Here is a 12528-nt window from a genome sequence, read left to right as displayed (position 1 = left end):
TCACCCCGTCTTCGGTGGGACGAGCTGCAGGTAGATCGCGCTCATCACGAAGTTGACGACGAACAGGAGCAAGAAGGTGATGACGACCGACTCGTTGACCGCGTCGCCCACCCCCTTGGGGCCGCCCTTGGCGTTCATCCCCTTGTAGCAGGCGACGACCGCGGCGATCAGGCCGAAGGCCAGGGCCTTGACCATCCCCTGCCACAGGTCCGGCAGCTGGGCCAGGGCGGTGAAGCTTGCGAGGTAGGCCCCCGGGGTGCCGTCCTGGAGCACGACGTTGAACACGTAGCCACCGGCCACGCCCACGACGCTGACCAGGCCGTTGAGGAAGACCGCGATCAGCATGCAGGCCAGCACCCGTGGGACGACGAGGCGCTGGATCGGGTCGATGCCCAGCACCATCATCGCGTCCAGCTCCTCGCGGATCTTGCGGGCGCCGAGGTCGGCGGCGATCGCCGAGCCGGCGGCGCCGGCGATCAGCAGCGAGGTGGCGATCGGCCCGGCCTCGCGGACCACGGCGAGCACCGCGGCGGACCCGGTGAAGGACTGGGCGCCGAACTGCTTGATCAGCCCACCGACCTGCAGGGCGATGACCGCGCCGAAAGGGATGGCGACCAGCGCCGTGGGGATGATCGTCACCGAGGCGATGAACCAGGCCTGCTGGATGAACTCGCGCAGCTGGAAGGGACGACGGAACAGCGCGCGGGCGACGTCGAGGCCGAACGCGAAGAGCTTGCCGGCGGTGCCGACGGGAGCGAGCACCCGGGGGTGGTGGTCGAGGTCATCGCTCAGCCGCCCGCCGTCAGGGCCAGCTGCGGCGAGAAGGAGCCCGGGGGCGGGGTCACGCCATGCTCGCGGCACCAGGCACCCGGCTCGCGCTGGCTGCGCCGCGGGACGCCGTTGGACGGCTCGAGCTGGAGCGGGATCGGGGGCAGCGGCGGCATCGCGATGTGCTGCTCGGCCGCGAGCTCGTCGGCGTCCTTCTCCTCCGACATCCCGATCGGCCCCACGGTCTGGGCGTTGAGGAACTGGCGGACCACGGGCTCCTCGGACGAGAGCAGCATCTCCCGGGGCCCGAACATCGCCAGGTGCTTGTGGTAGAGCAGGCCGATGTTGTCCGGGACCGTGCGGGCGGTGTTGATGTCGTGGGTGACGATCAGGAACGTCGCGTCGATCTGGGCGTTCAGGTCGATGAAGAGCTGGTTGATGAACGACGTGCGCACCGGGTCCAGCCCGGAGTCGGGCTCGTCGATGAGGAGGATCTCGGGGTCCAGGACCAGCGCCCGGGCCAGGCCCGCGCGCTTGCGCATCCCGCCCGAGATCTCACCGGGGAGCTTGGTCTCGGCGCCCACCAGGCCGACCAGGTCCATCTTCTCCATGACCACGGCACGGATCTCGGACTCGGTCTTCCTGGTGTGCTCGCGCAGCGGGAACGCGACGTTGTCGAAGAGGTTCATCGAGCCGAACATCGCGCCGTCCTGGAACAGCACGCCGAAGAGCTTGCGGATCTCGTAGAGGTCCTTCTCCGAGCAGCTCGCGATGTCGGTGCCCTCGATGAGGATCGAGCCCCGGTCGGGCTTGAGCAGGCCGATGAGGGCCTTGAGGAAGACCGACTTGCCGGTGCCCGAGGGGCCCAGCATCACCGAGACCTCGCCGGCGGGGATGGTGAGCGTGACGCCGCCCCAGATCAGCTGCTTGCCGAAGGACTTGGTGAGGTCGTCCACCCTGATCTCCACGCCCACGCCGTGTCCCCTCTCCGTGCGTCACGCCGCTGTCCGCATCAACACGTGTTCGTACACGTGTCCCACTGACGAGTAACAACGGCAGTACGGCCCGGAGGTTACGCCACTACGTGGTTGTCGTCACATGCAGGGGCCGCGCCCTCGGCGCGGCCTTCCGCGGCATACCCGGCGTGATTGTGACGGAAACCTCATGTCCAGGGGGTGACCGGCGGGATCCCCAGAAACGCCGCAGGGGCGGCCATCCGTCTCCGGATGGCCGCCCCTGGCGGTCGTGCTCAGCCGGCGGGCGCGAACGCCCGGCGGCCGTGGGTCACTTGAGGGTGACGGTGGCCCCGGCGCCCTCGAGCGCCTCCTTGGCCTTGTCCGCAGCGTCCTTGGCAACCTTCTCCAGGATCGCCTTCGGCGCGGCCTCGACCAGCTCCTTGGCCTCCTTCAGGCCGAGGGAGGTCAGGGCGCGCACCTCCTTGATGACGTTGATCTTCTTCTCGCCAGCGGACTCCAGGATGACGTCGAACTCGTCCTGGGCAGCGGCCTCCTCGGCGCCCGCGCCACCGCCGGCGGCGGGAGCAGCGGCAACGGCGACCGGGGCAGCGGCGGTGACGCCGAAGGTCTCCTCGAACTCCTTCACGAACTCGCTGAGCTCGATGAGGGTCATCTCCTTGAACGCGTCAAGCAGCTCGGAGGTGGTGAGCTTCGCCATGATGGCGTTTCCTTCCGTTCGGTGGCCGGGACCGTCGAGCGGCCGGCCGGGGTTTCAGGTGGTGGTGTAGCCGTGACTGAGCGGAGCTCAGGCCTCGGCGGTGTCGCCCTCGTCGGAGGCGGCCGGCTCGGCCGCCTCGTCGGCGGGGGCCTCGTCCGCGGCAGCAGCCTCGGCCGGGGCCTCCTCGGCGGCGACCGGCGTACCGGCACCACCTGCGAGGATCGAGGGGTCCTGCTCGGCCTTTGCCTGCAGGGCGCCGGCGAGCCGGGCAGCCTGCGCGAGCGGGGCGTTGAGCAGGTAGACGGCCTGGCTGAGCGACGCGAGCATCGCGCCAGCCATCTTGCCCAGCAGCACCTCACGCGACTCGAGGGACGCCAGCTTGGCGACCTCGGCAGCGTCGAGGAACTTGCCGTCCAGGACGCCGCCCTTGATGACAAGGGCGGGGTTGGCCTTGGCAAAGTCACGCAGACCCTTGGCGGCCTCGACCACGTCGCCGTTGATGAAGGCGATCGCGGTGGGACCGGTCAGCAGGTCGTCGAAGCCGTCGATGTCCGCCTGGGTGGCGGCCAGCTTGGCCAGCGTGTTCTTGACCACGGCGTAGTTGGCGTTCTCGCCGAGGGAGCGCCGCAGTTCCTGCAGCTGCTTCACGGTGAGACCGCGGTACTCGGTCAGCACGGCACCGGCGGACCCGTTGAAGGACTCAACGATATCCGCGACGGCCGCCTGCTTGTCTGCCCGCGCCATGGGTCTCCTTCCGTACTTAGGAGACCGCCGCACAGGGCCCGACACGACAAACGCCCCGAGCACAGGCTCAGGGCGTGGACTGCGGGCCGGGGCCCGGGTCTGGCTCTTCACCTGCGCTGGCCGTCCGCTGCTGCGGAACCTTCGGTCGTGCTGCTGATGCGGCATGACAACCGGCGGTCTCTGGTTTCAGGTGCAGACTGTACGCAGCACCCGCCCGGTCACCAAATCGGACCGCCGACCCACCGGGTGGACGGCGCTGGCAGGATCGGACCATGACGTCGCGCGCCCCACTCCGCTCCCTGTCCTCCGACGAGCTCGCCGACTTCCGCACGGCGAAGCAGGCCGAGTACGCCGACCTGCAGGCCCGTGGCCTGAAGCTCGACCTCACCCGCGGCAAGCCGTCCCCGGCCCAGCTCGACCTCTCCGATGCGCTGTTGCGGCTCCCGACCACCACCCGCGACCGTTCCGGCGCCGACGTCCGCAACTACGGCGGCCTCGAGGGCCTGGCCGAGCTGCGCGAGATCTTCGCCGAGCTCCTCGACGTCGAGGTCGCCCAGGTCGTCTGCGGCGGCAACTCCAGCCTGACGTTGATGCACCAGGTCATCACCTCGATGGTGCTGCACGGCGGGCCCGGCTCGCAGCGCCCGTGGAAGGACGAGCCGGTGGTGAAGTTCGTCTGCCCGGTGCCGGGCTACGACCGGCACTTCGCACTGCTCGCCGACCTCGGCATCGAGATGGTGACGGTGCCGATGCGCGCCGACGGCCCCGACCCGGACGCGGTCGCCGCTCTCGTGGCCGAGGACCCGGCGGTCAAGGGCATGTGGCTGGTCCCGACGTACGCCAACCCCACCGGCTCGGTCTGCTCCCCCGAGGTCGCCCGGCGGCTGGTGTCGATGCCGACCGCCGCCCCGGACTTCCGCATCATGTGGGACAACGCCTACGCGCTGCACCACCTGACCGACGAGGAGGCCCGCAGCGCCGACGTGCTCACGCTGGCCGCCGGGGCGGGCAACCCGGACCGGCCGGTCCTGTTCGCCTCGACCTCGAAGATCACCTACGCCGGAGCCGGGGTCTCGGTGCTGGCCGCGTCGGCCGCCAACAAGGCCTGGTACCTCCAGCACCTCGGCAAGGCCTCGATCGGCCCCGACAAGGTCAACCAGCTGCGGCACGCGGAGTTCTTCGGCGACGCCGAGGGCGTGCGCGCGCTGATGCGGCGCCACCGCGAGATCATCGCGCCGAAGTTCGCCGCGGTCGACACCGCACTGGAGCAGGGTCTCGGCGGGCTCGACGTCGCGGAGTGGAGCCACCCGGCCGGTGGCTACTTCGTGAACCTCGACGTCCTGGACGGCACCGCCACCCGGGTCGTCGAGCTCGCCGCCCAGGCCGGCATCGCACTGACCCCCGCCGGCTCGGCGTTCCCGCACGGACACGACCCCGGGACCGCAACATCCGCCTGGCACCGACCTTCCCCCAGCTGCCCGAGGTCGAGACGGCCATGGCCGGCGTGGCCACCTGCGTCGCCCTGGCCGCCGCGGAGAAGCTCGCCGCGGACGCGGGCTGACCCGCCGGGCCCCCGGGGTCCCGCATCCCACGACGACGAGGCCCCGGTCACCGAAAGGTGACCGGGGCCTCGTGCGTGGCGTACGGCAGGTCAGGCCTGCGCGTCGTCCTCGAGCGCAACGTTCTTGGTGCGGTTCGGGTCGACCTGGACGCCGGGGCCCATGGTCGTGGAGACCGTCACCTTGCGGATGTAGCGGCCCTTGGAGCTGGCCGGCTTGAGCCGCAGCACCTCCTCGAGCGCCGCGGCGTAGTTCTCCGCGAGCTGGGTCTCGGAGAACGAGGCCTTGCCGATGATGAAGTGCAGGTTCGCGTGCCGGTCGACCCGGAACTCGATCTTGCCGCCCTTGATGTCGGAGACAGCCTTGGCGACGTCCGGCGTGACGGTGCCGGTCTTCGGGTTCGGCATCAGGCCACGGGGGCCGAGCACGCGGCCGAGGCGGCCGACCTTGCCCATCATGTCGGGGGTCGCGACGACGGCGTCGAAGTCGAGCCAGCCGCCGCTGACCTTCTCGATCAGCTCGTCGCCACCGACGACGTCGGCGCCGGCCTCACGCGCCGCCTCGGCCTTGTCGGCGTTGGCGAACACGAGGACCCGGCTGGTCTTGCCGGTGCCGTGGGGCAGGTTGACGGTGCCGCGCACCATCTGGTCAGCCTTGCGGGGGTCCACGCCGAGGCGCATGACCACGTCGACGGTCTCGTCGAACTTCTTCTTGCTCGCGGCCTTGGCGATCTTGATCGCGGCCAGCGGGGCGTAGAGCTCGTCCTTGTCGAACGTGTCCGACGCCGCGCGGTAGGTCTTGCTGCGCTGCATGTCTGGTCTCTCGTTTCTTTCCAGGTGTGGTCACTCGGGCCAGCGCGGCCCTGCCACAGGTGTGTCGTGCGGGGGGATGGGTCAGTCGGTGGTGACGCCCATGGAGCGGGCGGTGCCCTCGACGATCTTCATCGCCGCGTCGACGTCGTTGGCGTTCAGGTCGGGCAGCTTGGTCTGCGCGATCTCACGGATCTGGTCCTTGGTGAGCTTGCCGACCTTCTCCTTGTGCGGGACGCCGGAGCCCTTCTGCAGACCGGCGGCCTTCTTGATCAGCTCCGCGGCCGGCGGGGTCTTCGTGACGAAGGTGAAGGACCGGTCCTCGTAGATCGTGATCTCGACCGGGATGACGTTGCCGCGCATGGACTCCGTCTGGGCGTTGTACGCCTTGCAGAACTCCATGATGTTGACGCCGTGCGGGCCCAGGGCGGTACCGACCGGCGGGGCCGGCGTGGCAGCGCCGGCCTGCAGCTGCACCTTGACCAGGGCAGCGATCTTCTTCTTCTTGGGAGGCATGTGCGCTTCTCTTTCTGTTCTGTGGTCATGACGAGGAGCGTTCGTCCTCTGCCACGGTGGTGCGAGTGCAGCCCGGCGAGTGCTGCCCGGGCGTGCGGTACTGGCCTCAGACCCGCTGGATCTGGCTGAAGCTCAGCTCGACCGGGGTCTCCCGGCCGAAGATCTCGACGAGCGCCTTGACCCGCTGGGCCTCGGCGTTGATCTCGGTGATCGTCGCGTGCAGCGTCGCGAACGGGCCGTCGACGACCATGACCGAGTCGGAGACGTCGAAGTCGGCGACCTCGACCGGCTTGCGGGCGGTGGTGGCCCCGCCACCGGAGGGGGCTGCGGTGCCGGCCGCGGCAGCCTCTGCCTCGGCCTTGGCGACGACGGCCGGGGCCAGCATGCTCTCGACCTCGCTCATGCTCAGCGGCACCGGCTGGTGGCTGTGCCCGACGAAGCCGGTGACCGACGGCGTGTGCCGCACGGCGGACCAGGACTCGTCGGTGAGGTCCATGCGGACCAGGACGTAGCCGGGGAGGACGGTGCGCTTGACCATCTTGCGCTGGCCGTTCTTGATCTCCGCGACCTCTTCGGTGGGGACCACGATCTCGTGGATGTAGTCCTCCATGTTCAAGGAGATGATGCGGTTCTCGAGGTTCGACTTCACCCTGTTCTCCATGCCGGAGTAGGTGTGCACCACGAACCAGTCGCCGGGCTTGGCCCACAGCTCGCGGCGGAACGCCTCGAGCGGGTCGTCCTCGTCGGCGGAGTCCTCGTCCTCGTCGGCGTCCTCGCCGGCGGAGTCCTCGGACTCGTCGCCCGCGGGCTCGACGACGTCGGTGTCGACGGCGCTCGCGCCGTCATCGACGCCCATCGCGGCGTCGGTGTCCTCGTCGGTCACCTCGGTGTCGAGGGCAGGATCGGCCACGACCTCGTCACCCTCGTCGGGCTGGCCGAACTTGTCCTCGAGGTCACCCTCGGGGGTCTCGTCGACCTCGAACGGGTCCTGCTGCTCCGGCACGTGGTGCTCCATCGATTCTGGTGCTCTGGCCGCGCGGGTCAGCCCGTCGCGGACGTGGTCACTACTGGTTCGGCCCGGTGAAGATCGAGAAGGCGAGCCTTCCGAAGGCCAGGTCGAGTAACGAGACCAGGGCCATCATCACGACCACGAACCCGAGGACCACGAAGAAGTACGTGATCAGCTGGTCGCGCGTCGGGTAGACGACCTTGCGCAGCTCGGTGACGACCTGCCGGTAGAACGTGGCCGGTCCGGTGCGCTTGCGCGCCTTCTCGTCCCGGGGCCCGCGGACTGCGTTGCTGTCCGACACGCCGTCACCTCATCTCGTTCGTCCGGCTGGCCGTCTTCGACCAGTTTGTCTCGCAGGGCACGAGGGACTTGAACCCCCAACCTTCGGTTTTGGAGACCGATGCTCTGCCAGTTGAGCTAGTGCCCTTCGGTGGACTCGGGGCATGCCGAAGCATGTGGGAATCCACCAAGCGTGGAGTCTACGGGTAGGACCGAGGCCGCGTCCAAACGTACCGGGCCACACCTACGATGGCGCGGTGACCTCGACGCCCGTGCAGCAGCCTTCCCGGGCACACCGGGCCCGTGATCTGAGCCAGCTCCCCAAGGCCCACCTGCACCTGCACTTCACCGGGTCGATGCGCCACGGGACCCTGCTGGAGCTCGCTGAACGGGACGGCATCGTGCTGCCGGACTCGCTGGTCGAGGACTGGCCGCCGGAGCTCTCGGCGGCCGACGAGAAGGGCTGGTTCCGCTTCCAGCGCCTCTACGACGTGGCCCGCTCGGTGCTGCGCACCGAGGACGACGTACGCCGGCTGGTGCTCGAGGCGGCCGAGGACGACGTCCGCGACGGCAGCCGGTGGCTGGAGATCCAGGTCGACCCCAGCGGGTACGCCGCCCGGTTCGGCGGCATCACCGCGTTCACGGACCTGGTCCTGGACGCCGTTCGCGACGCCTCCGAGCGCACCGGGCTCGGGATGGCCCTGGTGGTGGCCGCCAACCGCACCCGGCACCCGCTCGACGCCCGCACCCTGGCCCGCCTCGCCGCCCAGTACGCCGGGCGCGGCGTGGTCGGCTTCGGCCTCTCCAACGACGAGCGCCGCGGCTCCACCAGCGAGTTCGCCGGGGCGTTCCGGATCGCGGAGCGGGCCGGGCTCGCGCTGGTGCCGCACGGCGGCGAGCTGCGCGGGCCGCGCCACATCGAGACCTGCCTGGACCTGCTGCACCCCGACCGGCTCGGCCACGGCGTCCGCTCCGCGGAGGACCCCGACCTGCTGGCCCGGGTCGTCGACGCGGGCGTGGCGCTCGAGGTCTGCCCGGTCTCCAACGTCGCCCTCGGCGTCTACTCCGACCTCACGTCGGTGCCGCTGCCCACGCTGCTGGCCGCCGGCGCCACGGTCGCGCTCGGCGCTGACGACCCGCTGCTGTTCGGCTCGCGGCTGGCCGGTCAGTACGCCACGATGCGCGCCGCCCACGAGCTGGACGACGCCACGCTGGCCGAGCTCGCCCGGATGTCGGTGCGGGCCTCCCGGGCCCCCGAGGACGTGCGCTCCGCCGTGCTGGCCGACATCGACGAATGGCTGGCCGCGCCGGCGCAGTGAGGGCGCTCAGCTCACGCAGAACTCGTTGCCTTCGGGGTCGTGCATGACGACGTAGTAGAACGGATCCTCCGGGTCGTCGCCGCGCGCCCGGCTCGCCACGCCGGCGCCCAGGCCGACCAGCTCGGCCACCCTCGCCTCGACGATCCCGATGCGCGCCTCCAGCGGCAGCGCGTCGTCGCGGCCCGTGGGAGAGAGGTCGAGGTGAAGCCGGTTCTTGCCGGCCTTCCTCTCGGGCACCTCCTGGAACCAGAGCGGCGGGCCGAGCCCCGCCGGGTCGAAGAGGCGGTCCTCGAACGCCGCGTCGTCGCCCAGGCGGGCGCGGTAGTGGGCGTGCCACGTGGTCCGCGGTGCCTCCGGCGGGACCGGGCGGTAGCCGAGCGCCTGCGCCCAGAACCGTGCCAGGAGGCGAGGATCGTTCGCGTCGATCGTCAGCTGCCAGACGGTCATGCCGCGACGCTAATCGCCGGTGCCGGCCGCCGCCCAGGGCCGGATGGGGCTTCCCAAGCCGGGAGCGCGGCCCAGGTGAGAGGCTCGAGGACTGAAGGTTCCAGCTGCTCGCAACCCCGCGGAAATGTCGGTGGTCACTGCTGGAATGAGTTCATGGACGAGCCGCAGGGACTCGAGGCGATGGCCGAGGACGAGATCCTCGACTACGCGGAGTCCTGCGCCGAGGCCGCACGGCGGGCGGAGGTCGACCTGCTCCGGGCGGCCAACCAGTGGGCGGTGGTGCACTGCGCCGACCGGCTCGACCCCGTCGAGTCCGGGCGGCCCGGGCGGGAGCGGGCCCGGCTACTGGGGGGTCCCGGAGGTGACCGAGTTCGCGGCCGCGACCCTCGGCGCCCGGATCGGGCGGACGACGTACGCCACGTCCCAGCTGATCGCCGACGCCCAGGACCTCCACCACCGCCACCCGATGCTCTGGTCGCGCGTGCGGGCCGGCGAGGTGCGGGCGTCCTACGCGCGCCACGTCACCGCCCGGACCCGCGAGCTCTCGGCAGCCGAGGCGGGGTACGTCGATGCCGCGGTGGCGGAGTCCGCGGACGGCCGGATCCCGTGGACGCGGTTCGAGGCGCTCGTGGAGGCGAAGGTGGCCGCCGCGGCCCCGGAGCTGGCCCGGGCCCGGGAGGAGCGGGCCCGGCGGGCGAGCTTCGCGAAGCGGCTGCACGGCGAGCAGCACGGGATGGCCTCGTTCCTGGTCCGCGCCGACGTCGCGACGATCGCGCAGCTCGACGCCGCCGTCACCGCGATCGCCGCCCGACTGTCGGAGGACCTGCCCGCCGACGACCGGCGGGTGCACGCCGTGCGCCTGCTGGCCGCCGGGACCCCGGCGACCGCCGACCGCGACCTGCGCGACCTGATGCCGACCGCGACCCTGCACCTCCACGCCTTCGCCGGCGGCGCCGCCGGTCTGGTCACCGAGCACGACCAGGAGGGCCGACCGGTGGAGGCGATTGCCCGGCTCGAGGGCCACGGTCCGGTCACGGAGTCGTGGATCCGGCGGGTGCTCGGCCCGAGCTGTCGGTTCACCGTGCGGCCGGTGCTGGACATCGAGGGCCAGGTGCCGGTGGACGCGTACGAGGTCCCGGACCGGCACCGCCGCGCGGTGCGGCTGATGACCCCGGCGGACGTCTTCCCCTGGGGCTCCACCCTCGGCCCCGGGCAGATCGACCACACCGAGCCCTACGTCTCCCCCGACGACGGCGGGCCACCCGGGCAGTCCCGGATCGGGAACTACGGGCCGCTGACCGCCCAGCACCACCGGGTCAAGACCCACGGCGGCTGGGACGTTCAGCAGCCGTTCCCCGGAATCTACGTGTGGCGCGATCCCCACGGCGGGCTCTACCTCGTCGACCACACCGGCACCCGGCGGCTTCGGTCACCGGCACACTCCCCCGCCCCGGCGAGGGCGCCCGTCGTCGAGCTGTGGCGCCCGCCCGTGCAGCTGGAGTACGCCGCCTGAGCGACGCCTCAGAGCTCGCAGCCCACCAGCACCGGCTCGTTGACCAGCCGGACCCCGAAGCGCGCCTGCACGCCGTCGCGGATCTCCCGGGCCAGCGCGAGGACGTCGGCGGCGCTGGCGTCGCCGCGGTTGGTCAGGGCCAGGGTGTGCTTGGCGGAGAGCGAGGCGGCGGGTCCGCCGTACCCCTTGGTGAAGCCGGCGTGCTCGATCAGCCAGGCGGCGCTGGTCTTCACGGTGCCGTCGGGCTGCGGCCAGGCCGGAGCACCCTCGGGGACCTCGGCGGGCGGCAGCACCGGGTTGGTGAAGAACGAGCCGGCGCTCCAGGTGTCGTGGTCCTCGGCGTCCAGGACCATCCCCTTGCCCCGGCGCAGGCCCAGCACCGCAGCGCGGACGTCGGCCAGCGGCGCTCGCTGCCCGGTCTCGACCCCGAGGGTGCGGGCGAGCTCGGCGTACGCCACCGGAGCGCCGAGGTCGCCCTGGCGGAACTGGAAGGTCACGTCGAGCACCACGTGCCGCCCGGGGTCGGCCTTGAAGCGGCTGCTGCGGTAGCCGAAGCCGCAGTCCGCGGCTGCGAACGTGCGCACGCCGCGCAGCCGCCGGTCCCAGACCCGCACCGAGGCGATGGTCTGGGCGACCTCCTGGCCGTAGGCGCCCACGTTCTGGATCGGCGTCGCGCCGACGGTGCCCGGGATCCCCGACAGCGCCTCGACGCCCACCCAGCCCTTCTCGACGGCGGTGCTGACCAGCTCGTCCCAGTCGTGCCCGGCGCCCGCGGTGACGCTCACGCCCCCGCAGGAGGGACCCTCGCCGTCCTGGTCGACGCGCAGCGCGTCATGACGCACCTGCACGACGGTGCCGGGGAAGCCCTCGTCGGCCACCACCAGGTTGCTGCCGCCGCCGAGGACCAGCAGCGGCTCGCCGCGCTCGTCGGCCTCGCCGACGGCCGCGACCAGCTCGCGCTCGTCGGCGGCGACGACCCAGCGGCGCGCGGGCCCGCCGACCCGCAGCGTGGTGTGCGTGCGCAGCAGCTCAGCCACGGACGACGGCCTTCGGCATCCCGAGGACCTTCTGACCCTGGCAGGTGACCTCGAGGCCGATCGTGACCAGGCCGTCCTCGACCGACTTCACGGTGCCGGCCACCCGCACCACCACGCCGCCGTCGTCGTCGGGGACCACTACCGGGTTGGTGAACTTGCAGCCGAGGTCGACGACCTCGGCGCCGTCGGTCCAGGCCGCGACGGCGCGGGCGGCCAGCGCCATCGTGAACATGCCGTGCGCGATCACGCCGGGCAGGCCGACCGCGGAGGCGACCCGGTCCGACCAGTGGATCGGGTTGAAGTCGCCGCTGGCCCCGGCGTAGCGGACCAGGTCGGCGCGGGTGACGGCGTACTCCTGGGGCGCGAGGGAGGCGCCCGCCTCCAGCGCGCTCACGCCTCGCCCCGGTGCACCAGGGTGGCGCTGGTCGAGCAGACCAGGTCGCCGGCGGCGTCGCGGATCTCGCTGGTGGTGCCGATGATGTCGTTGCCGCCGATCTGACGCAGGCTCGCGACGCTCAGGGTCGCGCTCAGCACGTCGCCGGGGACCACCGGGCGCGCGTAGGCGAACTTCTGCTCGCCGTGCACGATGCGGAACAGGTCGACCTGCTCGGCGGCGAGGAAGTCGTTCATCGCGCGGAACGCCACCACGATCGGGAAGGTCGCGGGCGCCGGCCCGCCGGCGTACGGCGTGCCGGTGGCGGCGGCGAACTCGCGGACCTTCTCCTCGGACACGGCGTACGGCGTGGTCGCGGGGAAGACCCGGCCGACCAGGGAGCTGTCGACTGGCATGGGCACACCCTAGGACCCCGGCCGGGGCCGGCTGGAAATGCCGACGACCCGCCCGAGGTCATCGG

Annotated in this window: 14 protein-coding genes, 1 tRNA gene and 1 pseudogene; 3 read left to right on the top strand and 13 right to left on the bottom strand. The window is 71.6% G+C overall.

Features of this window, described 5'->3' with window-relative positions; translation table 11 throughout:
* From EBO35_RS02275 to rplJ, 4 genes are all read right to left on the bottom strand, one after another.
* Entirely contained in the window at window positions 1-762 is a 762-nt protein-coding gene (locus tag EBO35_RS02275; protein ID WP_122816285.1) for an MlaE family ABC transporter permease, read from the bottom strand.
* A 26-nt stretch (window positions 763-788) separates the two neighbouring features.
* Complete coding sequence (locus tag EBO35_RS02270) at window positions 789-1742, bottom strand: ABC transporter ATP-binding protein (protein WP_122816284.1); 954 nt, start codon at window positions 1740-1742, stop codon at window positions 789-791.
* Between the two features lie 310 nt (window positions 1743-2052).
* Window positions 2053-2442 carry a 50S ribosomal protein L7/L12 gene (gene rplL, locus EBO35_RS02265; RefSeq protein ID WP_122816283.1) on the bottom strand — a complete coding sequence of 130 codons (390 nt, stop codon included), beginning with the start codon at window positions 2440-2442 and terminating at the stop codon, window positions 2053-2055.
* An 87-nt stretch (window positions 2443-2529) separates the two neighbouring features.
* Window positions 2530-3186, bottom strand: a complete 657-nt coding sequence (rplJ, locus tag EBO35_RS02260) for a 50S ribosomal protein L10 (RefSeq protein WP_122816282.1) — start codon at window positions 3184-3186, stop codon at window positions 2530-2532.
* Window positions 3187-3458: 272 nt separating this feature from the next.
* Here rplJ and EBO35_RS02255 point away from each other — a divergent pair.
* Window positions 3459-4747, top strand: a pseudogene (locus EBO35_RS02255) (aminotransferase class I/II-fold pyridoxal phosphate-dependent enzyme).
* Between the two features lie 90 nt (window positions 4748-4837).
* On the opposite strand, the gene rplA reads toward EBO35_RS02255, so the two are convergent.
* The 5 genes from rplA to EBO35_RS02230 all read right to left on the bottom strand — a co-directional run bounded on the left by rplA (window position 4838) and on the right by EBO35_RS02230 (window position 7506).
* A complete protein-coding gene (gene rplA, locus EBO35_RS02250) occupies window positions 4838-5557 on the bottom strand; it encodes a 50S ribosomal protein L1 (protein ID WP_122816281.1) in 720 nt (239 codons plus the stop codon).
* A gap of 81 nt (window positions 5558-5638) precedes the next feature.
* Entirely contained in the window at window positions 5639-6070 is a 432-nt protein-coding gene (gene rplK / locus EBO35_RS02245) for a 50S ribosomal protein L11 (RefSeq protein ID WP_122816280.1), read from the bottom strand.
* 106 nt (window positions 6071-6176) lie between these two features.
* Window positions 6177-7085, bottom strand: a complete 909-nt coding sequence (gene nusG, locus EBO35_RS02240) for a transcription termination/antitermination protein NusG (RefSeq protein WP_164477763.1) — start codon at window positions 7083-7085, stop codon at window positions 6177-6179.
* A gap of 49 nt (window positions 7086-7134) precedes the next feature.
* Window positions 7135-7380 (bottom strand): preprotein translocase subunit SecE, encoded by a 246-nt coding sequence (gene secE, locus EBO35_RS02235; RefSeq protein WP_122816279.1) that lies wholly within the window; start codon window positions 7378-7380, stop codon window positions 7135-7137.
* 53 nt (window positions 7381-7433) lie between these two features.
* Window positions 7434-7506 (bottom strand) — tRNA-Trp (locus tag EBO35_RS02230).
* Between the two features lie 109 nt (window positions 7507-7615).
* On the opposite strand from EBO35_RS02230, the gene EBO35_RS02225 reads away from it, so the two are divergent.
* On the top strand, window positions 7616-8677 hold the full coding sequence (locus EBO35_RS02225) for an adenosine deaminase (protein ID WP_241153823.1): 1062 nt from the start codon (window positions 7616-7618) through the stop codon (window positions 8675-8677).
* 6 nt (window positions 8678-8683) lie between these two features.
* Here EBO35_RS02225 and EBO35_RS02220 read toward each other — a convergent pair whose 3' ends face one another.
* Window positions 8684-9124 (bottom strand): VOC family protein, encoded by a 441-nt coding sequence (locus EBO35_RS02220; protein WP_122816277.1) that lies wholly within the window; start codon window positions 9122-9124, stop codon window positions 8684-8686.
* A 361-nt stretch (window positions 9125-9485) separates the two neighbouring features.
* Here EBO35_RS02220 and EBO35_RS02215 point away from each other — a divergent pair, with 361 nt between their 5' ends.
* Window positions 9486-10637 (top strand): hypothetical protein, encoded by a 1152-nt coding sequence (locus EBO35_RS02215; protein WP_122816276.1) that lies wholly within the window; start codon window positions 9486-9488, stop codon window positions 10635-10637.
* Window positions 10638-10645: 8 nt separating this feature from the next.
* Here the strand turns inward: EBO35_RS02215 and EBO35_RS02210 are convergent, their stop codons facing one another.
* Genes EBO35_RS02210 through EBO35_RS02200 form a run of 3 tightly spaced genes read right to left on the bottom strand, consistent with a single transcriptional unit; the run spans window position 10646 to window position 12463 of the window.
* The gene (locus EBO35_RS02210; protein ID WP_122816275.1) at window positions 10646-11674 is read right to left on the bottom strand and encodes a UDP-N-acetylmuramate dehydrogenase; all 1029 of its coding nucleotides are present in this window, start codon (window positions 11672-11674) and stop codon (window positions 10646-10648) included.
* On the bottom strand, window positions 11667-12068 hold the full coding sequence (locus EBO35_RS02205) for a MaoC/PaaZ C-terminal domain-containing protein (RefSeq protein WP_241153822.1): 402 nt from the start codon (window positions 12066-12068) through the stop codon (window positions 11667-11669). The genes EBO35_RS02210 and EBO35_RS02205 overlap by 8 nt, the downstream gene beginning before the upstream one ends.
* The gene (locus EBO35_RS02200) at window positions 12065-12463 is read right to left on the bottom strand and encodes an FAS1-like dehydratase domain-containing protein (RefSeq protein ID WP_122816274.1); all 399 of its coding nucleotides are present in this window, start codon (window positions 12461-12463) and stop codon (window positions 12065-12067) included. Before EBO35_RS02200 ends, EBO35_RS02205 begins: the two co-directional genes overlap by 4 nt.
* Window positions 12464-12528: the final 65 nt, after the last annotated feature.

The organism is Nocardioides pantholopis (assembly GCF_003710085.1).
Lineage (GTDB): Bacteria > Actinomycetota > Actinomycetes > Propionibacteriales > Nocardioidaceae > Nocardioides > Nocardioides pantholopis.
This window is presented reverse-complemented; position numbering and strand designations above follow the sequence as displayed.